24 protein-coding genes and 1 tRNA gene are annotated in these 22,576 nt (G+C 56.5%); 4 read left to right on the plus strand and 21 right to left on the minus strand.

Going from position 1 to position 22,576, the window contains the following annotated elements; all coding sequences use genetic code 11:
* Positions 1 to 54 precede the first annotated feature (54 nt).
* Positions 55 to 846, plus strand: a complete 792-nt coding sequence (locus tag MWU39_RS08395) for an FkbM family methyltransferase (protein ID WP_247159547.1) — start codon at positions 55 to 57, stop codon at positions 844 to 846.
* 41 nt (positions 847 to 887) lie between these two features.
* On the opposite strand, the gene MWU39_RS08400 is transcribed toward MWU39_RS08395, so the two are convergent.
* From MWU39_RS08400 to MWU39_RS08450, 11 genes are all read right to left on the minus strand, one after another.
* Positions 888 to 1,790, minus strand: coding sequence for a hypothetical protein (locus MWU39_RS08400; RefSeq protein WP_247159548.1), 903 nt, complete (start codon positions 1,788 to 1,790; stop codon positions 888 to 890).
* A gap of 229 nt (positions 1,791 to 2,019) precedes the next feature.
* Entirely contained in the window at positions 2,020 to 3,954 is a 1,935-nt protein-coding gene (locus MWU39_RS08405; protein ID WP_247159549.1) for a potassium transporter Kup, read from the minus strand.
* A 154-nt stretch (positions 3,955 to 4,108) separates the two neighbouring features.
* Complete coding sequence (locus MWU39_RS08410; RefSeq protein ID WP_247159550.1) at positions 4,109 to 4,747, minus strand: tetratricopeptide repeat protein; 639 nt, start codon at positions 4,745 to 4,747, stop codon at positions 4,109 to 4,111.
* Positions 4,747 to 5,166 carry a cytochrome c-type biogenesis protein gene (locus MWU39_RS08415; protein ID WP_247159551.1) on the minus strand — a complete coding sequence of 140 codons (420 nt, stop codon included), beginning with the start codon at positions 5,164 to 5,166 and terminating at the stop codon, positions 4,747 to 4,749. Before MWU39_RS08415 ends, MWU39_RS08410 begins: the two co-directional genes overlap by 1 nt.
* Positions 5,163 to 5,687, minus strand: coding sequence for a DsbE family thiol:disulfide interchange protein (locus tag MWU39_RS08420; protein ID WP_247159552.1), 525 nt, complete (start codon positions 5,685 to 5,687; stop codon positions 5,163 to 5,165). The genes MWU39_RS08415 and MWU39_RS08420 overlap by 4 nt, the downstream gene beginning before the upstream one ends.
* Positions 5,687 to 7,672 carry a heme lyase CcmF/NrfE family subunit gene (locus MWU39_RS08425; protein ID WP_247159553.1) on the minus strand — a complete coding sequence of 662 codons (1,986 nt, stop codon included), beginning with the start codon at positions 7,670 to 7,672 and terminating at the stop codon, positions 5,687 to 5,689. Before MWU39_RS08425 ends, MWU39_RS08420 begins: the two co-directional genes overlap by 1 nt.
* Before the next feature lie 5 nt (positions 7,673 to 7,677).
* A complete protein-coding gene (ccmE, locus tag MWU39_RS08430) occupies positions 7,678 to 8,139 on the minus strand; it encodes a cytochrome c maturation protein CcmE (RefSeq protein ID WP_247159554.1) in 462 nt (153 codons plus the stop codon).
* The gene (ccmD, locus tag MWU39_RS08435) at positions 8,136 to 8,276 is read right to left on the minus strand and encodes a heme exporter protein CcmD (protein ID WP_247159555.1); all 141 of its coding nucleotides are present in this window, start codon (positions 8,274 to 8,276) and stop codon (positions 8,136 to 8,138) included. The genes ccmE and ccmD overlap by 4 nt, the downstream gene beginning before the upstream one ends.
* Positions 8,276 to 9,034, minus strand: a complete 759-nt coding sequence (ccmC, locus tag MWU39_RS08440) for a heme ABC transporter permease CcmC (RefSeq protein ID WP_247159556.1) — start codon at positions 9,032 to 9,034, stop codon at positions 8,276 to 8,278. The genes ccmD and ccmC overlap by 1 nt, the downstream gene beginning before the upstream one ends.
* A 94-nt stretch (positions 9,035 to 9,128) precedes the next feature.
* Positions 9,129 to 10,196 carry a Glu/Leu/Phe/Val dehydrogenase dimerization domain-containing protein gene (locus MWU39_RS08445; protein WP_247159557.1) on the minus strand — a complete coding sequence of 356 codons (1,068 nt, stop codon included), beginning with the start codon at positions 10,194 to 10,196 and terminating at the stop codon, positions 9,129 to 9,131.
* A gap of 75 nt (positions 10,197 to 10,271) precedes the next feature.
* Positions 10,272 to 10,348, minus strand: a tRNA-His gene (locus tag MWU39_RS08450).
* A 231-nt stretch (positions 10,349 to 10,579) separates the two neighbouring features.
* On the opposite strand from MWU39_RS08450, the gene MWU39_RS08455 reads away from it, so the two are divergent.
* Positions 10,580 to 11,212, plus strand: a complete 633-nt coding sequence (locus MWU39_RS08455; RefSeq protein ID WP_247159558.1) for a 2OG-Fe(II) oxygenase — start codon at positions 10,580 to 10,582, stop codon at positions 11,210 to 11,212.
* 140 nt (positions 11,213 to 11,352) lie between these two features.
* Here MWU39_RS08455 and rpmE read toward each other — a convergent pair whose 3' ends face one another.
* From rpmE to pyrH, 10 genes are all read right to left on the minus strand, one after another.
* Positions 11,353 to 11,577, minus strand: a complete 225-nt coding sequence (gene rpmE, locus MWU39_RS08460) for a 50S ribosomal protein L31 (protein WP_247159559.1) — start codon at positions 11,575 to 11,577, stop codon at positions 11,353 to 11,355.
* 104 nt (positions 11,578 to 11,681) lie between these two features.
* On the minus strand, positions 11,682 to 12,173 hold the full coding sequence (fabZ, locus tag MWU39_RS08465; RefSeq protein WP_247159560.1) for a 3-hydroxyacyl-ACP dehydratase FabZ: 492 nt from the start codon (positions 12,171 to 12,173) through the stop codon (positions 11,682 to 11,684).
* Between the two features lie 36 nt (positions 12,174 to 12,209).
* The gene (locus MWU39_RS08470; protein WP_247159561.1) at positions 12,210 to 12,902 is read right to left on the minus strand and encodes an OmpH family outer membrane protein; all 693 of its coding nucleotides are present in this window, start codon (positions 12,900 to 12,902) and stop codon (positions 12,210 to 12,212) included.
* A complete protein-coding gene (gene bamA / locus MWU39_RS08475) occupies positions 12,902 to 15,550 on the minus strand; it encodes an outer membrane protein assembly factor BamA (RefSeq protein WP_247160346.1) in 2,649 nt (882 codons plus the stop codon). Before bamA ends, MWU39_RS08470 begins: the two co-directional genes overlap by 1 nt.
* A 270-nt stretch (positions 15,551 to 15,820) precedes the next feature.
* Positions 15,821 to 16,975 carry an RIP metalloprotease RseP gene (gene rseP, locus MWU39_RS08480; RefSeq protein ID WP_247159562.1) on the minus strand — a complete coding sequence of 385 codons (1,155 nt, stop codon included), beginning with the start codon at positions 16,973 to 16,975 and terminating at the stop codon, positions 15,821 to 15,823.
* Positions 16,962 to 18,125 carry a 1-deoxy-D-xylulose-5-phosphate reductoisomerase gene (gene dxr, locus MWU39_RS08485; RefSeq protein WP_247159563.1) on the minus strand — a complete coding sequence of 388 codons (1,164 nt, stop codon included), beginning with the start codon at positions 18,123 to 18,125 and terminating at the stop codon, positions 16,962 to 16,964. Before dxr ends, rseP begins: the two co-directional genes overlap by 14 nt.
* Before the next feature lie 5 nt (positions 18,126 to 18,130).
* Positions 18,131 to 18,907 carry a phosphatidate cytidylyltransferase gene (locus MWU39_RS08490; RefSeq protein ID WP_247159564.1) on the minus strand — a complete coding sequence of 259 codons (777 nt, stop codon included), beginning with the start codon at positions 18,905 to 18,907 and terminating at the stop codon, positions 18,131 to 18,133.
* The gene (uppS, locus tag MWU39_RS08495) at positions 18,894 to 19,589 is read right to left on the minus strand and encodes a polyprenyl diphosphate synthase (RefSeq protein WP_247159565.1); all 696 of its coding nucleotides are present in this window, start codon (positions 19,587 to 19,589) and stop codon (positions 18,894 to 18,896) included. Before uppS ends, MWU39_RS08490 begins: the two co-directional genes overlap by 14 nt.
* Before the next feature lie 25 nt (positions 19,590 to 19,614).
* Positions 19,615 to 20,172, minus strand: a complete 558-nt coding sequence (gene frr / locus MWU39_RS08500; RefSeq protein ID WP_247159566.1) for a ribosome recycling factor — start codon at positions 20,170 to 20,172, stop codon at positions 19,615 to 19,617.
* 3 nt (positions 20,173 to 20,175) lie between these two features.
* Positions 20,176 to 20,898 (minus strand): UMP kinase, encoded by a 723-nt coding sequence (gene pyrH, locus MWU39_RS08505; RefSeq protein ID WP_247159567.1) that lies wholly within the window; start codon positions 20,896 to 20,898, stop codon positions 20,176 to 20,178.
* A 95-nt stretch (positions 20,899 to 20,993) separates the two neighbouring features.
* Between pyrH and MWU39_RS08510 the strand changes: the two genes are divergently transcribed.
* Together MWU39_RS08510 and MWU39_RS08515 are read left to right on the plus strand one after the other, a co-directional pair.
* Positions 20,994 to 21,824 (plus strand): metallophosphoesterase, encoded by an 831-nt coding sequence (locus MWU39_RS08510; RefSeq protein ID WP_247159568.1) that lies wholly within the window; start codon positions 20,994 to 20,996, stop codon positions 21,822 to 21,824.
* 81 nt (positions 21,825 to 21,905) lie between these two features.
* The gene (locus MWU39_RS08515) at positions 21,906 to 22,502 is read left to right on the plus strand and encodes a hypothetical protein (protein WP_247159569.1); all 597 of its coding nucleotides are present in this window, start codon (positions 21,906 to 21,908) and stop codon (positions 22,500 to 22,502) included.
* The last annotated feature ends 74 nt before the right edge of the window (positions 22,503 to 22,576 follow it).

Here is a 22,576-nt window from a genome sequence, read left to right on the forward strand (position 1 = left end):
AATGGGAAAGCGAGGGCATTGAGCCGGTATCTAGGTTGGCAAATCACGTCACGATTGTCCTCCAAACCCAAAATTGTCCCGTTTGTCGACGACACTTTATTGAGCATGGAACGCGGAATGACCGGGGCAACGGGCAATTACTATTGCGGCCTGCACGAACCCGACGAAATGGCATTCGTCCTGCATTTTTTGCGCGAAGATGATCTGTTCCTCGATATCGGTGCGAATATCGGCACATACACCGTGCTTGCATCGGGGGCGGTCGGCGCGCGCACCATGACGTTTGAACCCATTCCAGAAACCTTCAGCAAGCTCGAGAGAAACGTCGCAGCGAACGGGATCGAAACGCAAACCCAGCGTCACAATATCGGGCTTGGCGCAGAGGATGGGACGCTGAAATTCACCGCTGATAACGACACGATGAACCATGTTGTTTCTGCAGAAGAAGCCAAGCGCGTCGCGACGATCGATGTGCCTGTGCGCCGCGCGGATGATATTGTTGGATCAGAATCGCCCAGCCTCGCCAAAATCGATGTCGAAGGGTGGGAGGCAAATGTTTTGCGCGGCATGACACGCACTCTTGCCAACCCGTCGCTGGCGGCGATTGTGATGGAGACCAACGACAGCGCAGACCGGTATGATGATGATGCGCAGGATGAAGCCGCCGAGATCGTAACCGGCGCGGGCTTCGTCCCGCATTCCTACAACCCGTTCACGCGTAAGCTTACCCAAGTCCAGCTAGGCCAAAGCGAGCTGCACAACGTCATCTTTGTCCGCGGCATGGAAAGCGTGCAGGCCCGCGTCAAACAAAGCCGCAAGTTCAAGCTGATAAACGGAGAGATTTAGCGCAAATTTCTCACCTGCGAAGGGTACCAGCCCGGCTTTTTCTAGGCGGGAAAGAGCCTTTCCGAAACCGGCGGATTGCCATCGCTAGCCTCCCGCCGATCCTGCGACGATGTCTTTCCCGAATGCGAAAATATCCGCGGCCCAGCAAACGCGACGCTCAGAAAGTATCCGATAATCGCGCTTGATCCATAGCCGACGATTGGCGTTGGATAGGCGCCTATGGCCGCCGCGCCAACCAAGGCAACCCAGCAGAGCGCAAATGTGTAGTGTGCCTGCGTCCGTTCTTTTCCGGCGATTACGAATGCCGGCAGCACCAGCAACGCGGAACCCAGCCAGAGCGACAATCCGACCAAGGGATTGACGTCAAACGCCGTCCATAAAATGTGATCAACATAGGGTACAGCTGGCAGACGGTCGGGCAGCAGGAGCGTAGCTCCAAATGCCATGCCACAGAACGCCAAAAGCGCTGCACTGCGCATACTGCGCTGCATCGCGAACACGCCCAATGCGATCAAACACAACATCCCCGCCCCAGCCCGGTCCGGCTGAAACGCAATGGCCAAAGCCGCAATGACTACGGCGATCACAGATGTGATGTTTTGAACTCGCGCATAGGCAAGCGCGATCACTGGCAACAAAATTAAACTGGTCTGGACAAAAAACGGGCCGACCAGAACCCAACGTGAAGCCCCTTCGATAGCGTATCCAAACGCCGCGGTTCCGGCCAGAACAAGCGCTCCGCCCAGGGCAATCGCCGCCGCCAAGCGATCCGTCATCGGCACAGTGAAACGCATGACGGCCAGCAGTAACAGGCCGATTACGAGCGAACCAAAATTGACAATGATCATGCTGGCCGGCGCGCTGGCAACATAGAGATAAGCGAGACCGATCAAGCAGGCCAAAAGGCCGCCGATTGCTGCGGTTAAAGTGAATTTGTCTTTCATGATCTCAGCCCTCTTCGCTCGGGCCAATCTCAAACTTTCCTACTCGAATGTCCAGCGTCAAACTGCGCGCGGCTCTTTGAAAATTGCATCCCGGCACACGGTAAAAGTTGGACAAGTGTCAACGGCGTCCGATCAGGCCAAAGCGTTCAATTTTATACCAAAAAGCGTGTAGGCACCGGATGACATGTTGGAGAATGTGTCAACCGAATCCAACAACGCTAAGGCCTAGCTAGATTTCCACCTGACTGCCCAATTCCACCACGCGGTTAGTGGGCAGTTTGAAGAAATCCATCGCGCTGGCCGAGTTTCTCAGCAGCCATGCGAATATTTTCTCTCGCCAGATCGGCATGCCCGGCTTGTCACTCGCCAGCAGCGTCTGCCGCGACAAGAAGAAGCTGGTGTGCATCATATCGAACTCGCCGCCGCACCGTTCCATCTTCTTCAGACCGATCGGCACGTTGGTTTCTTCCATAAAGCCGTAATGCAGCACCGCGCGATAAAACCCGTCGCCCATATCGGTGTATTCGCACCTCTTCTCGGGATCGACGTAAGGCACATCCTGAATATCGACCGTCAGGATCACGACCCGCTCGTGCAGCACTTTGTTGTGCTTGATATTGTGAAGCAGTGCGGATGGCACGCCAGAGCTGCTGGAGGCCATAAAGATCGCGGTGCCGGGCACGCGCAAGGCCGAGTTTTTGGCGCTCTTGGCAAAGATTTCCATCGGCAGCGCGTGCTCGCTCATCCTCTCCCGCATCAGCTTGCGGCCGCGTGCCCATGTGGTGAGCAGAAGGAAGGCGATAAAGCCGACCATTAGAGGGAACCAGCCGCCCTCTGGCACCTTGGTCAGGTTCGCCGCGAAGTAAGCGCCATCGACGATCAGGAAGACCAGCACAATCGGCAGCGCGTACCACCATTTCCATTTCCACACGCCGACGAAAAGGACAGCCATCAATAGCGTATCAATCGTCACCGCACCCGTCACCGCGATACCGTATGCGCTGGCGAGGTTGGACGAGTTCTGGAACGTCAGCACCAGAATGATGACCGCGACCATAAGCGCCCAGTTGATGAACGGAATGTAAATCTGGCCACCCTCGGTCTCGCTAGTGTGAAGAGTTTTCAAGCGAGGAATATAGCCCATCTGGATCGCTTGGTGGGTGATCGAGAATGCGCCGGAGATCACGGCCTGGCTCGCAATGAATGTCGCGATTGTGGCGAGTAAGACGAGCGGCAGGCGGTATTCCTCCGATGCGAGGAAGAAGAACGGGCTTTGGATGGCTTCGGCAGCTTGTTCGGGCGGCAGGCCGATAATCATCGCGCCTTGGCCGAAATAGTTGAGCAGAAGGCACGGCATGACAAAGCCGAACCAACTGAGCCGCATCGGGCCGCGGCCAAAGTGGCCCATGTCGGAATACAGCGCTTCCGAGCCGGTCACTGCGAGAACCACGGAACCCAGCGCAAGGAAGGCGAGCCAGCCGTCGATCACAAAGAAGTTGATCGCGTAATACGGGTTCAGCGCCCACAGAATCTCCGGCGTGTTGATGATCTGCCACGATCCCATGCCCGCAATCACCGTGAAGTAGACGATCATCACCGGCGCAAACAGCGCGCCGACCTTTGCCGTGCCGCGTTTTTGCAGGACAAACAGGAAGACAAGAAGAGCGAGCGCAATGGGGATCACATATTGTTCAAGCCCCTGATCGACGACCGTCAAACCCTCAACCGCAGAAAGGACCGAAATCGCTGGCGTGATCATGCTGTCGCCGTAGAACAGCGATGTCGCAAACACCCCGAGCAGAATGGCCACCCAGCCATATTTTGTCTTGGTAATGCTGCGCGAAATCAGAGCAACGAGAGCGAGGCTGCCGCCCTGCCCTTTGTTATCGGCGCGCATCAGGATCGAGACATACTGGATCGACACGACCAGCGTCATCGACCAGAAAATCAGGCTGATCACGCCAAGAACATGCGGGGTATCCAGCGCCAGAGGGTGCGGGCCGACAAAGGTTTCGCGGAAGGCATAAAGCGGGCTGGTGCCGATATCGCCGAACACAACGCCAATGGCGCCAACCGCCAGTGCAGACTTGGACGCGCTGTGCCCATGGCCCCCGCTGGGAGCCTGGTGCGCAGGTGCCGCTTTTGCCGGTGCTGTGTCGCTCATATCAGCTGGATTTCCCGATCCTCGGTACTGCCCTAAAACACATCGTAAATTACCAACGACGATGCGCCCATCGAAATGCGGTTTACCGCAAGGTCGCGGCCCCTAGCACCGCGTTTTCGCGCCTGCAACATTTCGCCTCGTTCGCACTGTGACACTATTGCAGCATCGGTGCGTTGGCGATCATGTCATCAAGCTGTGTCACGCGCGCTTCCAGGTCTTCACGCCAAGGCGCATCTTCGGGCGAACGCGCAAGCAAACTTGCCCAAATGTTGCGGGCTTGCCGGACTTCGCCCGATTGCAGGAATGAGAAACCAAGGAAGAAATCAGCCGCCGGATTGGTCGGATCGATTGAGCGAGCCCTGTCGTAAGCATGGACAGCGGCCGGGGTAACGAAACCATCGGCATGAGCGGTCAGCGACATGGCGAGTGCCAGCCAACCCTCAATGTGTTCGGGATTATCAGTTAGCCCCTTACGCAGCAGACCCGCCGCATCGTCAAACTGTCCGCGCCGGGCAAAGGCATCGGACGTGACAAGATAGTTCGGCTTTGGTTGGGTCGCATCGAACAATGCGGAGCGCGCTTGGACCATGTCTTCGCCAGAGCGCGGCTCTTGCACCATCGCAGCCTTAGGGCTCCCGGATTGCGCAGGGGAGCCTTGCCACGCATATCCGGCAAGGCCGAACAGCAGAACCGATCCGAACAGCGCGTATCCCTCTTTGGGCAGGCGCAGCATAAACGCCGCGAGCGCAAAGGACGCGAGCGCCAGTGCGGCAACTGCCAGCCAACCGCCCATTACGCGCTCTCGTCCTTGCGCCGGCGGCCCAAACGCCGAAGCAGCACGAACAAAGCAATCAGGATCAGGAACACAGGAACGGCAAAGAGCGGCCATGTGGTCGAGCTGACCTTGGGCTCATAGCTTACATAGTCTCCGTAACGGTCGATCAACCACGCCCTGATCTCCTCCGGCTCTTCACCAGCAAGGATCTTGGTACGAACCTGATGCCGCATATCGCCCGCCATCGGCGCATCGCTGTCATTGATAGCCTGCGACTGGCATTTGAGGCAGCGAAGCGTGCTCATCAACTCGGTCGCCTTCGCCTCAAGCGCGGGGTCTTCAAGTTGCGTGTAAGCATAAGGCGCGGGCGGCATCGTATCCTGAGCCGACAATGGAGCTGCGACAAACGCTAGAAAGAGGAGTGCTAAACGGATCATCGCACATCTTCCAAGATCTGGAGCAGCTTGGGCACATCATCCGCGCGGATATCGCCAATATGCTGATAGCGGATATTGCCCGCCGCATCGATCACGAAGGTCTCCGGCACACCGGCAGCGCCGATCTCGATTTGCAGCTGTGAAATGTCGTCAGCCCCAATGCGAGTGTACGGATTGCCGTAACGGTTGAGGAAGTTAGCAACGTCCTCTGGCTTGTCACGGATCGCGATGCCGATCACTTCAACGCCCTCTTCCTTCAACGCTTCAAGCTGCGGAGCCTCAGCGATGCAAGGCAGGCACCAACTCGCCCAGACATTGAGCAGCTTGGGCTCTCCACCGACAAAGTTTGCGCGTGACACTCCTGGCAGACCGTCAACTGCTGGTGGCAGGCTGAATTCCGGCAGAGGCTTGTCGACCATATGCGACGGCACCGATTCAAACCGTCCATTTGCCAGCATGTACGCCGCCAGCCCTGCAAAGAACAGGAACAGCGCGAGCGGAATGAAAAAGACTGGGCGCATTATTCAGCTGGCTCCGGCAAAGGTTCATTCGACAGCGCTGCTTTGTCGTCTCGGCGTTCCTTACCCTTACGGATCGCAGTTCGACGCTTGAGGTCAACGCGCACGCGGCCAACGATCGAGAGGATTCCGCCAAGCGAAATCAGCAATCCACCATACCAGATGAAGGTGACAAACGGTTTCCACCACACACGCAGTTGCCAGCGGCCATCCTGCGCCTGATCACCGATCACAGCGTAAAGCTGGCCATCCCAGCGCGTAACCAGCGCGCTTTCGCTAGTCGCCTGGGCGGGCGCCCAAAAATTGCGTGCTTGAGGAGTAATGACAATGGGCTCTTCCCCGCCGCGTGAAACGGCAATGCGCGCTTCAACAGCAGTCCAGTTTGGCCCTGCAATTGGGTCTACACTGCGAAGCTCAATGTTCCAGTCGCCAAGCTGCTCGGTCGAGCCGGGCGTTACTGCAGCAAGCCGTTCCTGTGTAAACGCGCTTTCGCTGGCCATACCAAACAGCGACACTGCAACGCCGAAATGAGCCATAATCATACCCCAGGTCGCAAGCGGAACCGTGCGAATGTTACGTCCCCTCAGCGGCAGCAATGCGCCAATGCCAAGCGCGACTGAAAGGGCCAGTCCCAGAACCGCAAGGATCGAATAATCCCCAATGATCGCAACCAGCGAGACAACCGCGATCGCCACAGCTGCAATCAACGAGATTTCAAATTGGATGCGCGCCGGCTTGTCTTTCTTCCAGCGGAGCAGCGGTCCAATTGCCATGACAATGAACATCGGGATCGCGAAGATCGCACTGGCTGGATTGAAGTATGGCGGACCGACGGAAACGCGAACATCGAACGCTTCGGTCAAAAGAGGGTAAAGCGTGCCAAGCAGCACAATTGCGAGAATTGCCGACAGCATCACGTTGTTGAACACGAGCGCGCCTTCGCGGCTCGTCGCGGTGAAGCGTTTGCCTTCTGCAATCGAACCAGCCCGAACTGCAAAGATCGCGAGCGCGCCGCCGATATACAGGCCAAGCAGGATAAGGATGAAACTGCCGCGCTCAGGGTCAACAGCAAAAGCATGCACACTTGTCAAAACGCCAGAGCGGACAAGGAAGGTGCCGAGCATCGACATTGAAAACGCCAGAACGCCGAGCATTATCGTCCATGTTCGCAGCGCATCGCGCGCGGCGAGCACACTGACCGAATGCAGCAAAGCGGTTGCTGCGAGCCACGGCATTAGAGAGGAATTCTCAACCGGGTCCCAAAACCACCAGCCGCCCCAGCCAAGCTCATAATAGGCCCAGTAAGACCCGGCGGTAATGCCGAGCGTCAAAAACACCCATGCGAAAAGCACCCACGGGCGCATAACTTTCGCAAAATCTGGTGTGACCTGCTTCGAAATCAGCGCGCCCATAGCAAGGCTAAACGCGACCGACAGACCAACATAACCGACATACAAAGTCGGCGGATGGATCGCGAGACCGATATCCTGAAGCAGGGGATTGAGACCCGTCCCTTCAACAGCAGGAATAGGCAAACGTTCAAATGGGTTCGAACTGAGCAGAAGAAACGCGTAAAAGCCGAGCGCCACAAAGCCCTGTACGGCCAGAGTGGCGCTCATCGTTTTATGCGGGAGCCTCTTCTCAAGCCCAGCAAGCAAGCCGCCCGACAAAGCGAGAACGGCGACCCACAACAGCATCGAGCCCTCGTGATTTCCCCAAGTGCCCGTCAGCTTATACAGCATCGGCTTCATCGAGTGCGAGTTCGTCGCGACGAGTTTGATCGACAGATCAGTGATCGCGAACGCCCATAGCAAAAGACAGAAGGCCAATACCGCAAGGAACGCTTGAACCACCGCAGCAGGCCGCGCGTAAATCGCCAGCGCCGAAGCTTTGTCGCCGCCGCGCAAGCCCATCACGCCGGAAAGAATTTGCAGCACTGCCAGCGCAGTTGCGAGCCATAGAGCAGCGAGACCGAGTTCAGCGAGCATAGGAGCTAATCCACTCCGATCGTCGTCTCAGCGGCGTAATCCGCGGCCTGATGCGCTTCCAACCCTTCGAGCTCACGCGGGACGTAATTCTCGTCATGCTTGGCTAAGAGGTTGGTCGCCTGAAACACCCCGTCCGGGCCAAGACTACCCTCGGCGACCACGCCAGAACCTTCCACAAACAAGTCAGGCAGGATGCCGCTATATTGGACGGGAATGGTGCTGGCTTCGTTGCCTGTGACAACGAATTTGACGGTGATGCCGTCTGGTTGCGGCGCAATTGACCCGGCTTGAACCATTCCGCCCAAACGCACAGCCTGGCCGACCGCAGGCGGCTCAGCCGCCATCTGTTCGGGCAAATAGAAATAGTTCGCCTGATTGCGCAGCGTCCACGTCGCAATCAGCCCTGCGGCGATGATCGCCACCAGCGCAAGGACAACCAGCGCCAGCCTTTGATGCTTGGCTTTCATCGGCGTTTCACCTCATCCCTACGTTTCTCGGCTTTGCGCATCGTCAGCCAGCTCCACGCGATTAGCAATGCAAGCGCGCCCAGCCCGATTGCATAGGCTGCGACCACAAAATCCCAATGATCCAGCGCCTCACGCATCAGGCAGTCTCCGCTTTAGGCGTTACTGCACGCGGCGCATCGTCGTCCAAAGCCCGGCGACGAAGCCGTGCCTCAACCTGTTGTTCGGCTATCAAAGCGCGCATTCGCATCAAGACTATCCCGCCGAACAGCAGGGAAAAGCCGATGACCGCAGCAAGCAACGGCCACAGATAACTTGCATCAATCGATGATCCGCCTGCAGTGATGCTGGGCGGTTGATGCAGAGAATTCCACCATACAACGCTGCGATTGATGATCGGTATATTGACCGCGCCGACAATCCCGAAAATCGCAGCAATCTTGGTCGATCCGCCTTCGCGCGCAGTCGCCTGAGCCAGTGCGATATATCCGGCATAGAGGAACAACAGCACCAACATGCTGGTCAACCTTCCGTCCCACACCCACCACGCGCCCCATGTGGGCCGCCCCCAGATCGAACCGGTGGCAAGACAGATAGCGGTGAATGTCATGCCCGGCAGCGCAATCGCGCGCGCTGCGATGCTCGCGAGTGGATGCTTCCAGATCAGCAGCATAGCAGAGGAGATCGCGATGCCAGCCCATCCGCCCATACCAAGCCACGCAGACGGCACATGGATAAACAGAATGCGAACGCTTTCGCCCATTAAGCGGTCTGGGGAGACGTTCATCATCCCCCATGCAATCGCACCTAACGACAAAACCAAACCGCTCCAGAAGAGAAGCGGTGTCAGCCACTTTGCTAGTGACAGGAATCGTTTGGGGTTGGCGTAAATATGCATTGTTTGGCCTGACCGCCGTTCTAATGCCCCCTGCGCCGCCTGCAAGGGCGGAAATTGCGCAATACCCTATCTCAAATCGTGCAACCGCAGCGTTTTATCCGCGCCCGATCAAATCCTGAGCCATGCGGTCTGCAACGACATCTGGCGAAACACGTGTTTCATCGCTCTTCTGCCAGACTTGCTCAAGCTTTTCCGGGATCGTTGCAATGCGTGTGTTCACTTCGCTTACGCGCGCAGTTTTCCCGTCACGGCGAGCAAGATATTCTGTTGCGACCGAGATAATACCGCCCGCATTGATGACATAATCTGGAGCAAACAGGATGTCGCGCTCAAACAGAGCCTTGCCATGATGCGCGCGCGCCAGTTGATTATTCGCCCCGCCCGCAACAATTGCCGTGTCGAGCGATGCGATGGATTTTTCGTCCAAGATAGCGCCCAGCGCGTTCGGGCTGAGCACGTCGCACGGTGTCGTCAGGATGGCCTCGGCATCGACAGCCTTACCGCCGATTTCCTCAGCAAGCGCTGCGGCGCGATCGGCATTGATATCTGCAAGCGTTAATTTCGCGCCGTCCTTGGCGAGCAATTTGGCGACACCGCCGCCGACACTGCCAGTGCCTTGCACCGCGACATGCACGCCCTCGACGCTGTCCTTGCCGAGCTTATGTCGGACGGCGGCTTTGATGCCGAGATAAATGCCCATCGCCGTGAACGGGCCGGGATCGCCGCCCGCTGCGTTGTTGCCAGACACTGGAAGGCCGGAAACATGCGCGGTGCGTTTTGCCACGGCAACCATATCGGCTTCGCTAATGCCAACATCTTCTGCGGTCACATATTTGCCGCCCAACCCTTCGACTGCATCGCCGAACGCAGCGAGCAACTCCGGTGTCTTGGTGCGGGCATCATCGGCAAGGATCACTGCTTTGCCGCCGCCCATGGGCAGGCCAGCCATCGCGTTCTTGTAACTCATGCCCCGCGACAGGCGCAACGCATCGCGAACAGCGTCCTTTGGCTCGGGATAGTGCCAGAACCGTGTGCCGCCAGCACCTGGGCCGAGATGAGTTGAATGGACCGCAATAATCGCCATCAGACCACTGGCTCGATCGCGCACGATGTGCACCATCTCGTGATCGTCAAAATCCGGTTCTGTCCAGAATGCGGTCATATACAAAAACGCCCCAATGATACGCGCACACAGAACAGCAGACCCACAGAGGGATCATCGGGAAGAGTGGGAAAATGGGGCGACCGAGGGGACTTGAACCCCCGACCTCCGGTACCACAAACCGGCGCTCTAACCAACTGAGCTACGATCGCCACATGCCCATCCCGGTGCAACCTTTTGAGTTGCTGCCAAGCCCGTGCAAGGGGGGCGTGATACGCCTGTTGCGTGGGCCGTCAAGGCTACGCTTGGGCGGCGCGAGCCAATTGCACAAAGTGCCGCCGTTGGGAAGCGAAAACTGATTCAAATGCCAGTTCACGCAATATTCTTACGCGGGTCTCTTGGGCAGCCTTGGCGAGAAGGGCTTGCTTGGCTATCCCGATACCATGCCTGTACCCGGTGATTCCTCAATAGAAGTTCTGCGATCGCACCCTGGCGTGCGCCGCGTACCGTCTCCGAAAATCGAAATGGTTGTGGTGCCAAAGTTTCTACCGGCCGATCTGTGCGCCGATCTGATTCACCTGATCGAAACCGACCGCCGCCCTTCCACTCTGGCCGATTACAACGGAGACGCTTTATTCCGCACCAGCGAGACATGCGACATGAAGGCCGAAGAGCCCGCCGTGCGGGAAGTCGAGCGATTGCTCCATGAATTGACGGGTATTGACCCGGCGCATGGCGAGACGTTGCAAGGACAACGCTATGAAGTTGGGCAAGAGTTCAAGCAGCACACCGACTGGTTCAATCCCGATGGCCCCGATTGGGAGAAGTTTTGCAGTACGGCAGGCCAACGCACGTGGACATTTATGGCGTACCTCAACACTGTCGAAGCAGGCGGAACCACACGGTTCAAGTCAATTGGCAAGAAGATTGAGCCAGAGCTGGGTAAGCTGGTTGGCTGGAACAACCGCAACCCCGATGGAAGCGGTAATGTGAACACGCTCCATCACGCGATGAAGGTCCGCAAGGGCATGAAGTACGTGATCACAAAGTGGTATCGTGAAAAGCCTTGGGGGTAAGGGCGAATTTGAGCCCACTTTTGCAGCCCGCCCCCAAACAGAAAAAGGCGAGCCCGTCAGCCCGCCTTTCCCTTACAGCACGAGGCTGCAAACTGGTGTTTTGCTTACTTCGTAAGCGCCACTTATTTCTTGAGCGCCAATTACTTCTTGAGGCTGAGTCCGCCAAAGCGCTTGTTGAACGCGGCAACACGGCCACCTTCTTGAAGCTGCTGTTTGCCACCGGTCCATGCCGGGTGGCTGGTTGGGTCGATTTCAAGAGCGAGAGTGTCGCCTTCGCTGCCCCAAGTCGAGCGGGTTTCAAACTCGGTACCATCGGTCATTTTGACCTTGATGGTGTGATATTGTGGGTGCCCTTCGGCTTTCATAACTCTGGTCCTTCTTAGCGTTCACCGGTTCCGACCGGCGGTGCTATAAAATAGGGAAGCGGCGCATTTAGCGGGATTCGGGGGAATTGCAAGCAGAGTCGCGATCAGCCCTGAGGCGGATCAGCGATCATTGCGGTGAATTCAGTCTCGCAGGTTGTCTTGCCCTCGACGCTCGCTTTGCCTTTGAATTTGTAGATCGTCCGGCGTTGCTGGAGGAATTCCACTTCAAGGTCGAGTAAACAGCCCGGCGTGACCGGAGCGCGGAACTTTGCGCCGTCGATACCCATGAAGATGACGAGCTTGCCGGTGCCGGAAAGCTCCAGCGTTTCAATGCCAAGTATCGCGGCCGCCTGAGCCAAAGCCTCAATCTGAAGCACACCAGGCATAATCGGAGCGCCAGGGAAATGCCCCTGAAAAAACTCCTCGTTCATGCTGACGGCTTTCACCGCATGGATGCGTTCGTTGAGGTGGATCGATTTGACCCGATCCACCAGCAAAAGCGGGTAACGGTGAGGCAGAGCCTTCAGAATTTTGTGAATGTCATAATCCACAATTGGCTCTTTTGGCGTTTCCGATGTTTCCGGTTGGTCGCTCATACCCTGCCCCCGTTATGCGCTTGGTCTCGCGGAGCCTTAGCGGCCCTGCGGCGTTTCCGTGCTTGGCTGCTGTTGCTGCTGAGCCGCTTGCTGCTGTTGAATCAGCTGTGCAGTGATCAAAGTCTGCTGGATCTCCTGAAAGATCGTAGCACCCTGACGGCTTGGACGATAATTTGCAGGCGGAACGATACCGGCTGTCGGGATCTTGGTGTTCAGCGAAGTTACGATGAGCGGGGTGATGTCAAGATTCTCACCTCCGAATTGAATTGCTTCCGGTTCGAAGACGACTTGGATTTGCTGAGCCGTCGCGATCTCTTGAAGGGCGATAGGATACTGACGAAGGATCTGTTCAACAGCAAAGATGCGCGCGTTGTTCACCTGCTGGTTGATCGTCGCAATTTCCGCTTCAAGCGTGCCGATCTGTGTGACGTTCGGAGAACTCTGAACCGCTGGAAGCTCTGCATCTTCGATCTGGCCATTGCCATTGGTATCGAACGGCTGCAGCAACGTAGAGAGCTCCTGCTGCTTGGTCCGGCGCGTTTCCAATTGTGCCGCATAGGTCGTGTTGACCTGCTGGTAGGCGGTTTGCAGGGCAGTCGTGCCGAGGATGGCGCGGGCGACATTTGCCGTGGCAATCTTGCCCTCTACCTGAGCGACTGCTGGCGCGGTGGTGGCAAGAGCTGCGAGCGCAAGGCCAGCAGGAGCGAGAAGTTTGACTACTGATTTCATTAGAACTGAGTTCCTACGTTAAACGTGAATTGTTTCTCATCATCGCCCTCGACACTGCGGATCGATTGAGCGAGATCGATACGGAACGGCCCGAATGGCGAGTTCCAGTTTACCCCGATGCCCGCGGTAATACGCGGAGTGGGTGAATTTCCGAGGAATACCTCGCGGATCGCGCTGTTCGCGCGAATACTTGGGACGTTAGCGGTCACGCCGTCAGCTGCGATCGGATTGATCGTCGCGACCTGTGTGGTCGATGTCGTACCGTCAGTATTTGTAGTTGTGACAGTTTCGATAAAGATCGGATCACCGTTACCATCAACATTCTGAAGACCGTTGGGGTTATCTTGAAGCAATGGCGCATCAACGCCCCACAGCGCGCCGACATCCAACCAGATAGAAGGACGCAGGCCAAGCTCACGTGCTCCAGTGCCAAGCGGCAATTCGAGTTCAGCGCGTGCAAGATAATAATTGCGACCACCGATTGCGTCATCACGAACCGAATCGCGGTCTGTGATTGGCACACGATTACCATCACCATCGGTCACATATGGCTGGGTCAGAATACGCGGACCTACACCGCGAATGTCAAACCCGCGGAACTGGGGTTCGCCAAGGAAGAAACGGTCTGTAAGCAACACATCGTCGACGCCCGGACCGCGATCGGCAAGCGGGATAACAGTGCCACCCTCAGCCGAGAGCGAGAAGATAAAGCCGCTATTGCGTACATTCCAGAACTGCTGGGCACGGCCACGGAAACGCAGATAGCGCACATCGCCGCCAAGACCTGCAAACTCGGTGCTGAGCGATACATTGCGACCGCGTGTTGGGCGCAGGCGCGAGTTGAGTGTGTTGTAGCTCAGGCTAACGCCCAAGATTGAGCTAAGCCGATCACCGAGCGCATCACACAGGAACCGTCCAGCCAGAAGCGGGTCGCATTCTCTGATACCGTCGCCGTTCAAATCGGAGAAGAAGAGGTTCTCGTCCAGACCAACTTCATCATAATTCAACGTGTAGCTGCCTACGAGAGACATAAACTCGGTCAGCGGCACACCAAGACGAACCGCGAAACCAGTGGTCGCCTGTTCGAAGGTTGTATTCCGGTCCCGGTTGTTGAAGTTGAAGCTGCTGATATCGCGGCGGTAAATATCGATACCAGCCGAGATGTTGCGATCAAACACATACGGTTCAGTAAAGCTGATCTGCGCTGAGCGCGAGAACTGCGAATAGTTCAGGCTCAGCCCGATTGTCTGACCGCGCCCACGGAAGTTTCTCTGGCGGATTGAACCGGCAAGAATGAACTGTTCGATCGACGAGAAGCCAGCGGAGAATTGCAATTCGCCGGTCGGCTGTTCTTCCACGTTCGCTTCGAGAATAATCCGGTCAGGCGCGCTGCCCTCAGTCTGGGTGACCTCGAAGTTTTCCTGGAAGTACCCGAGCGAGTTGATACGCGCAGTCGTACGCTGGACACCCAACGAGTTAAACGCATCGCCTTCCGACAGGCGGAACTCACGGCGCAGAACTTTGTCCTGCGTCAGCGTGTTGCCGTTCACATCGACCCGCTCAACATAGGTGCGGTCCGCTTGACGAAGGATAAAGGTGATATCCATCGTTTTATCGTCTTTGTTGCGATTAAAACGTGGCTGCACGTCTGCGAAAGCATAACCAAACCGACCCGCTAGCTCGGTCAGTTGCTCTACCGTGTCTTCAACCGATTTCGCGTTGTAGAAATCGCCGCTTTGCATCGGCAGCTGCGTGCTCATCAAATCGCTGTCAAAGTCGCGAAGCTGGCTTTCCACTTCGACATTGCCGAAATTGTAGCGTTCACCTTCTTCAACGACATAGGTGATGATGAAGTCTTCTTGATCCGGCGTAAGCTCAGCTACCGCAGAAACCACGCGGAAATCGGCATAACCTTCGGTCAGGTAGAATTGGCGCAGTTTCTGTTGGTCAAACGCGAGACGATCGGGATCGTAGCTGGTATTTGAGCTAAAGAAGCGAGAGAAGCGTGCTTGCTTGGTGACCATTTCACCGCGCAGCTTGCTGTCAGAAAACACCTCGTTGCCGATAATGTTGATCTGACGGACCTTAGATTTCGGCCCCTCGGTAATTTCAAACACAACATCAACGCGGTTCTGCGGAAGCTGAACCATTTTTGGCTCGACCACAGCGGCAAAGCGCCCTTGGCGTTTGTAAAGCTCAACAATCCGGGCCACGTCGGCGCGAACCTTGGAGCGGGTAAAAATCTGGCGCGGCGACAATTTGATCTCTGGCAGGATCTTGTCGCTCTTCAGCCGATCATTACCTTCCAAAACGATCCGGTTTATGACCGGATTTTCTGTGACGGTAATGACAACATTCCCGCTGTCGTTTCGGATCGAGAAGCTTGAGAAAAGTTCAGTCGCGCCGAGATCTTTGAGAGCCTCATCCGCTGCTGCCGAGGTATATTCCTGGCCGACGCGCATACGGATGTAGCTCAGGATCGTTGTCGGCTCCAACCGCTCGGCACCCGATACGCTGATCGTGCGAATGACGTTTGCTGATGGAGCAGGCGCCGGTGCAGGTGCTGGCGCAGGCTGCGCTGTACCGGCAGCCGTAGCATCGCCAGTCGTATCCTGTGCGGATGCAGAATACGGCACGCCAGCAAGCATCGTCGCACCTGACAGCGCGAGAGCATAACGGCCAGCATTGCCGTATTTTTGGGGGGTGACAGGTTTGCTGCCCGTCTGGTTGCGTCGATTCATGGAGTAAAAGTTCCCGTCTAACCCGTCTAAATTACGCACGCCTTCCCCGCGACGCGTATTCTCACGGCCCATATTCGGTCCGCACTTGCCTCTGCCCCATGCAGCGTTCTCAATCAAGCGGAGTCCCTGGCCAAAGCCAGATCGTCCGTTTCCTGTCCCCGACTAACTGCCAATCAGCTAGCCAAAGATCGCCCCGAAGATAGACAACGACGTTACATCGTTGAACGTGACCACCACCATAAACACCAACACCAGCGCAATGCCTGTGCGGTATGCCCATTCTGTTGCTTGCGGTCCCACCGGCTTTTTCCGCACCGCTTCGGCTGCGTAGAAAGCGAGATGGCCTCCGTCGAGAGCGGGGATTGGCAAGATGTTGATGAATGCCAAGTTAAGCGAGATCAAAGCAACGAAATTCACAAAGGTCGTAAGGCCAAGGCTCATCTGCTCGCCAGAGTATTTTGCGATCTTGATCGGACCGCCCAATTCCTTGATCGAGCGCTCGCCAGTTAGGATTTGCTTGATGCCTGTCAGCATCATTGAAAATACATCACCGGTGTGCGCAACTGCTACGGGAACCGATTCAAGAACGCCCACTTCTTCAAGCACATATTCGCCGCCATAAGGGCCGACGCCAAGCAAGCCGATGTCGCTCGTATTGCCAAATGTGTCCGTCTGCGTGACCCGCGCAGTGGTGAGCGGAAAGTCCATTGTCGCACCGTCACGCTCGACAGTTACGACCATCGCGCGTTCTGGATAAAGAGCAACTTCGCGTCGGATAGATTCGAAATCCTCAACCGGCTCTTTGTCGATAGCAACGATTTTATCGCCGAGTTCAATGCCAGCCGCCTTCGCAACAGACGTCTCAGAAAACTCACCGACAATGCGCGAATCCTCAGCACCAACGATGGTCACTTTGCCGTAAACAGCAAAAAGCGTCGCAAAGAGCGCGAAGGTAATGAGTAAGTTTGTGACCGGCCCAGCAGCAACAATCAGCGCGCGCTTCCATAGTGCCGCGTGATGGAAATTGCCTTCGCTCTGTTCCGGAGTGGCATTGGCATTACCCTGAGTATCGGGCGCAGAAGCGGGATTCATATCGCCTTTGAACTGAACATATCCGCCCAGCGGCAATGCGGACAACTTCCAGCGTGTGCCGTGTTTATCGGTGCGCCCCCAAATCTCTTTGCCGAACCCGACCGAGAATGCTTCTGCCTTCACGCCGAACCAGCGCCCGACGAGATAATGACCGAGTTCGTGAAGCGTGATGAGCGGACCCAACACAAACAGGAACCCGACGATGTACATCCAGAAAGGGGGCGATTCAAACAAGGGCATGGCTCTCTAATGATTGGCGGGCGCGGATGCGCGCTTCCGCGTCGATGGCCAGCACATCTTCCAGATTGGCTGGCGCGGTGGCCGTATAACGGCTCAACGTGTCCTCTACCACTGCCGTAATGCGCATGAACCCGATCTGACCATCGAGAAATGCAGCAACGGCGATCTCGTTTGCCGCATTGAGGATTGCGGGAGCGGCCCCGCCTGCTTCGATCGCATTGCGGGCCAGCCGCGTCGCAGGAAAGCGGGTTTCATCGGTTGGGTGGAAAGTCAGTTCGCCGATTGCCGCCAAATCCAATGGCTCAAGCGGCGTCTCCATCCGCGTTGGCCAAGCAAGGCAGGACGCAATCGGCACGCGCATATCGGATGGACCTAGCTGTGCCAGAGTTGAGCGGTCCTGATACTCAACCATCGAATGAATCACGCTTTGCGGATGCACAACGATACGCAGCTTATCGAGACCAACCGGGAAAAGGTGATGAGCTTCGATAAATTCGAGGCCCTTGTTCATCATCGTCGCCGAATCGACGCTGATCTTTGCGCCCATGGACCAGTTAGGATGCGCGACCGCCTGCTCAGGGGTCGCGGCCTCAAGCTGCTCAGGCGTCCAGGTCCGCAGCGGACCACCACTTGCGGTAAGGGTGATCCGCGACACTTCGCTTAAGTCATTGCCCGCAAGGCACTGGAAAATGGCATTGTGCTCGCTGTCTGTCGGAAGCAGCGTCGCGCCATGCTTCGTAACCGCCGCCGTCAGGACTTCACCAGCAGAGACAAGTGCCTCTTTGTTGGCCAATGCAATGGTACCGCCGCGTTCGACTGCCGCCATAACCGGACCTAGCCCTGCACAGCCTACAATAGCGGCGACGCACATATCGACTGGACGTGCCGCTGCCTCGCAAAGCGCTGTCGCACCGCCAGCGGTTTCAGTATCGGCGCCCGCCAACGCAGAACGCAGTTCACCGAGACAACTCTCGTCACCGACGGCCGCCCACTTTGCACCAAATTCGCGCGCTAGGCTCGCAAGCTCCGCCGCTGAACAATTCGCCGTGAGCGTATCAACCTGCCATTTGTCCGGATTGCGCCGGATCAGATCGAGTGTCGATGCACCAATTGATCCAGTAGCGCCGAGAATTGTGATTGAACGTTTCACCCGGATCACATCCCCAGCAAAGCTGGCGCTACCGCCACCACAAACAGCACGAAGTATACAGCAAGAAACCCGTCTGCCCGATCAAACACGCCGCCATGCCCAGGGATCAAATTGCTCGAATCCTTCACCCCGGCGCGGCGTTTCATCCAGCTTTCAAAGAAATCGCCAGTTTGCGCGAGCACAGCGATGAGCGTGCCTGCTACGATAGCCGTTCCGACACTGAGCCAAGCAAAGCCATCACCGGCGGCCGGGCCAAAATCAGCTAGCTCGATACCAATTCCAAGCGCGCTCGCGGCGAGTGCACCGCCAAGCAATCCTGCCCATGTTTTCGAAGGGCTGATCGAGGGGGCAATCTTCGGCCCGCCAACAGCGCGCCCCATGAAATATGCGCCCACGTCTACGGCCACCACGGGGGCAAGGAAGACCAACAGAACCTCAATTGGACTGTGTGTCATTCGGACTTGGATCAAGGCTAAGCCCGCAGCACTGACATAAGCCGCGCCAAAAAACAGCCATGTCACCTCTGACAAGGCCGAAACGCCAAATTTGTGAACCAGTCGGTTCCATTCCCAAAGAACCAGACCTGCCAATAGCGATACAAATCCAACCCAGAACCAGCCGCCGAGCCACAGCGCTACGCTGACTACCAGGACCATCAGGACACCGGAGACGAGACGTAGCGGTAAGTCGGCCACGCCCTTCACTTCTCGGGCGGGCTTTGCACCCGAAGCTTCGAGTGCTTTGTTGGTAATTTCGTCCAAACGGTCTTTAACGCCCGCCATAACGTCGCTCCCGCTTGGCAAAATCATCGAGCGCTTCGGCGAGATGCTCGGGTTTGAAGTCCGGCCATAGTGTGTCGACAAACAGCATTTCAGCATAGGCAGCTTGCCACAAGAGGAAGTTGGACAGCCTTATTTCACCGCTGGTGCGGATCAACAGATCCAGCGGCGGAAGATCATGCGTATCTAGGTTAGCCGCGATGGATTGCGCCGTGACTTCGCCGATCTCGGCGGCTTTGGCCGCGGCTCGAACGATTTCGTCTTGCCCACCATAGTTCAAAGCGACCGCAAGTGTTTTCGTGCCTTTCGACGTCTGCTCCAGCGCGTCTTCAAGCATTGCCACGATGTCCGGAGCAAGACCGCGCCAGTCGCCGATAATCTTGAGCTTCACGTCATTGGCGACAAAATCTGGCAGGTCCGATTTAATGAACTTGCGCATCAAGTTCATTAAATCATCGACTTCATCTTCAGATCGCTTCCAGTTTTCCGAAGAGAACGCATACAGCGTTATGCAATCGAGGCCCATCGGCTCAAGCCCGCGAACAAGCCGGCGCACTGCCTCAACTCCGCGCTGATGCCCGACAGCGCGAGGTAGCGCGCGTTTCTTCGCCCACCGGCCATTCCCATCCATAATGATGGCAACATGGCGCGCACGTCCGTCTGTCTGAGCGGGACCCTCGCCCATTGGCTCTCCCCTACCTGCCCGTGCCTTACTGGGTCAGGATTTCTTGTTCTTTTTTGACCGCTGCTTCGTCAGCATCGGCGACGAATTTATCGGTCAACTTCTGAACTTCATCTTCCAACCGCTTACGATCATCCTCGGAGATCTCTTTCTTCTTCTCGTCAGCTTTGAGATCTTCCATACCGTCGCGGCGTACATTGCGGATCGCAATCTTTGATTTCTCTGCATACTGACCGGCGAGCTTGGCAAGCTCCTTGCGCCGCTCTTCGGTGAGATCGGGCATCGGCAGGCGAATGGTCTGGCCATCCGTCATCGGATTGAGGCCGAGATTGGCTTTGGAGATGCCTTTTTCTACGGCAGAAACATTGGTTTTGTCCCACACCTGAACGCTGAGCATGCGCGCCTCTGGAGCGGACACTGTTGCGACCTGGCTTAGCGGCATCATCGCACCATAGACTTCGCAGACTACGGGGTCGAGCAGGCTCACATTGGCACGGCCGGTACGCAGACCGCCCAAATCGCCTTTCAGCGCTTCAACGGCACCATTCATGCGGCGCTCGATATCGGCCTTGTCATATTGCGGCATGGCTTACGCTTCCTTCTGCACTATCGTCTGTGTGCCCTCGCCCGCGAGGACGGTGGCAACATTGCCTTTTTCACGGATCGAGAACACCACTATCGGAATGTCGTTCTCGCGGCAAAGTGCAACTGCGGTTGCATCCATTACCTTGAGATTGTCTGAAAGCACCTGATCGTAGGCGATCGTTTCGAAACGCTTCGCTTCCGGATTGTGCTTGGGATCGCTGTCGTAGACACCATCAACGCTGGTGCCTTTCAACAGAGCATCGCAATTCATCTCTGCTGCGCGCAAAGCCGCACCGGTGTCGGTGGTAAAAAACGGATTGCCCGTTCCCGCTGCGAAAATAACGATACGCCCTTTCTCAAGGTGACGTTCTGCACGGCGACGGATGTAAGGCTCGCACACGCTGCTCATCGGAATGGCTGATTGTACGCGCGTCTGCACGCCAGCCTGTTCCAGCGCGTTCTGCATCGCCAGCGCATTCATAACTGTTGCCAGCATGCCCATGTAATCGCCTGTCGTCCGATCAAGCCCGCGCGCTGCACCCGCAACCCCGCGAAAGATGTTGCCGCCGCCAATTACGAGGCAAACTTCCAGACCGGTTTCCTGCGCTGCCTTCACTTCTTCCGCGAGGCGCGCGACATAGGCCGGATCAATCCCGTATTCCTGCTCCCCCATCAAAACCTCGCCCGAGAGTTTCAGGAGAACGCGTTTGATTTTGGGAAGAGCCATGGCCTGAGGATACTCCGTGGTGGAATTTTTGCTTTGCCGCCCTTATCCGGCACATACCGCGCTGCCAAGGGGCTGCACGCTGATTGAGAGAAGTAATGCTGCGCAAACTGATCATTGCCGGGTTCCTCGTCGCTGCAATCGGCGCGGTCAAAGCCGGGTACGATACGATGCGCGATCCGGTAATTGAGCGGGTTGCGATTACCAGTGATGAGCTGCCCGTAGGCTCTGAGCCACTTACCATAGCGTTTCTTACTGACATTCACGTGGCAGGCCCCGATATGCCGCCATCGCGGCTGGAAAGGATCGTCGAGCAGGTAAACGCGCTTGAACCCGATTTGATCGCGATTGCAGGCGATCTGGTCAGCGAAAAACGCACGGCGACGCATATCTATTCACCCGAAGAGGTCGTCACGCCCCTTGGCAACCTGCAAGCAAAGCTAGGCGTTGTGATCGCGCCAGGAAATCATGATCATTGGTACGATTGGCCTGCCCTTAGCGCTGAGATAGCAAAGCATCCGAACCTTACCGTGTTGGCCAACGATGCCGCGCAGTTCGGGCCACTTGCTGTCGGTGGAGCGGACGATGCCTTTACCGGGCGTGATGATCTGGAGGCGACATTTGGGGCGATGGCCCCGCTAACAGGCGCGCGCATTGTCGTTACGCATAGCCCCGACATATTCCCGCAGGTGCCGGTCGATGTCGATCTGACTCTTGCCGGACACACCCATTGCGGCCAGATCGTCTACCCATGGGGCGGCTCACCAGCGACAATGTCGGATTACGGAGAGCTCTACGCCTGCGGGGTTTACGAGCAGCATGGCAAGACTTTGGTGACCAGCGCGGGGCTAGGAACCAGCCTGCTACCGATCCGCCTGTTCACGCATCCTGAGGTATGGCTGATAGAAATGCGGCCGCCGCCGAGTTGATATGAACCCGACAGCACGTTCTTGTTGCAGGCTTGTGTTCAACCGTTGGCCAAAATCCCGAGGTCGCCGAGGCGATTTCGCGTGATACTTGTCAAACCACTCGGATTTTTAGAGACTACAGTAAGGCGCAATTCTACGGAGAAGAAATTGATCAAGCGGTGGATCGAAACAATCGGAGAGCACCCACTTGCGACAGGATTGTTAGCATTGCTCGGAATCGGGGGTTTTTGGGTTTCAATTGTTGGATATCAGCAGGATCGCTCGGATGCTCGGGCGACTTCAGATCAGATCGAAACCGGATTTTCTGAAACTGACACAAAGATTGACGACACAAGAACCAGCGTAGAATCGATCAAACGAAGTCTCGAACAAGAGCAATTGGAAAAGGAAGGTCAGTACCTAGAAGGCACGTTTTTATACGAAGATCCAGTTGAAGGCGTGTATTCTAATTTTTGGACAGCCTACCCGATCCGATCCGGAAGTTCGCCAGAATTGACAATCCGTGGTGAAGGCAAAACTGTAGAATTCTCGGGCGTGATCCAATTAAATTGTGAAAATGGAAAGTACTTTTGGCACAGCGGCAATCTGTTTCAAGAGCCGCTATCAGATGAAGAGATTCGAAATCTCGTACCAAATCAAGCCGTACGCGCAATGGTTCGAATCTTCTGCAGATTCTAGTTATCGCAGGTATTCAGTAGCGTTTTTATTACCACTGAACTCACTTCAAACGCCTCTCCCATCTCAGCGCTGCG

The organism is Erythrobacter sp. F6033, assembly GCF_023016005.1.
Lineage (GTDB): Bacteria > Pseudomonadota > Alphaproteobacteria > Sphingomonadales > Sphingomonadaceae > Erythrobacter.

Bases quoted from the DNA above. Each gene is read 5' to 3' on its own strand.
- MWU39_RS08470 (WP_247159561.1), bottom strand. From the start codon at position 12,902: ATGAAATCAGTAGTCAAACTTCTCGCTCCTGCTGGCCTTGCGCTCGCA.
- MWU39_RS08445 (WP_247159557.1), bottom strand. From the start codon at position 10,196: ATGACCGCATTCTGGACAGAACCGGATTTTGACGATCACGAGATGGTG.
- rpmE (WP_247159559.1), bottom strand. From the start codon at position 11,577: ATGAAAGCCGAAGGGCACCCACAATATCACACCATCAAGGTCAAAATG.
- fabZ (WP_247159560.1), bottom strand. From the start codon at position 12,173: ATGAGCGACCAACCGGAAACATCGGAAACGCCAAAAGAGCCAATTGTG.
- MWU39_RS08400 (WP_247159548.1), bottom strand. From the start codon at position 1,790: ATGAAAGACAAATTCACTTTAACCGCAGCAATCGGCGGCCTTTTGGCC.
- MWU39_RS08415 (WP_247159551.1), bottom strand. From the start codon at position 5,166: ATGATCCGTTTAGCACTCCTCTTTCTAGCGTTTGTCGCAGCTCCATTG.
- MWU39_RS08425 (WP_247159553.1), bottom strand. From the start codon at position 7,672: ATGCTCGCTGAACTCGGTCTCGCTGCTCTATGGCTCGCAACTGCGCTG.
- MWU39_RS08490 (WP_247159564.1), bottom strand. From the start codon at position 18,907: ATGGCGGGCGTTAAAGACCGTTTGGACGAAATTACCAACAAAGCACTC.
- bamA (WP_247160346.1), bottom strand. From the start codon at position 15,550: ATGCTTGCTGGCGTGCCGTATTCTGCATCCGCACAGGATACGACTGGC.
- uppS (WP_247159565.1), bottom strand. From the start codon at position 19,589: ATGGGCGAGGGTCCCGCTCAGACAGACGGACGTGCGCGCCATGTTGCC.
- ccmD (WP_247159555.1), bottom strand. From the start codon at position 8,276: ATGCGTGAGGCGCTGGATCATTGGGATTTTGTGGTCGCAGCCTATGCA.
- MWU39_RS08420 (WP_247159552.1), bottom strand. From the start codon at position 5,687: ATGCGCCCAGTCTTTTTCATTCCGCTCGCGCTGTTCCTGTTCTTTGCA.
- ccmE (WP_247159554.1), bottom strand. From the start codon at position 8,139: ATGAAAGCCAAGCATCAAAGGCTGGCGCTGGTTGTCCTTGCGCTGGTG.
- MWU39_RS08510 (WP_247159568.1), top strand. From the start codon at position 20,994: ATGCTGCGCAAACTGATCATTGCCGGGTTCCTCGTCGCTGCAATCGGC.
- pyrH (WP_247159567.1), bottom strand. From the start codon at position 20,898: ATGGCTCTTCCCAAAATCAAACGCGTTCTCCTGAAACTCTCGGGCGAG.
- rseP (WP_247159562.1), bottom strand. From the start codon at position 16,975: ATGCCCTTGTTTGAATCGCCCCCTTTCTGGATGTACATCGTCGGGTTC.
- MWU39_RS08405 (WP_247159549.1), bottom strand. From the start codon at position 3,954: ATGAGCGACACAGCACCGGCAAAAGCGGCACCTGCGCACCAGGCTCCC.
- MWU39_RS08410 (WP_247159550.1), bottom strand. From the start codon at position 4,747: ATGGGCGGTTGGCTGGCAGTTGCCGCACTGGCGCTCGCGTCCTTTGCG.
- frr (WP_247159566.1), bottom strand. From the start codon at position 20,172: ATGCCGCAATATGACAAGGCCGATATCGAGCGCCGCATGAATGGTGCC.
- MWU39_RS08455 (WP_247159558.1), top strand. From the start codon at position 10,580: ATGCCTGTACCCGGTGATTCCTCAATAGAAGTTCTGCGATCGCACCCT.
- ccmC (WP_247159556.1), bottom strand. From the start codon at position 9,034: ATGCATATTTACGCCAACCCCAAACGATTCCTGTCACTAGCAAAGTGG.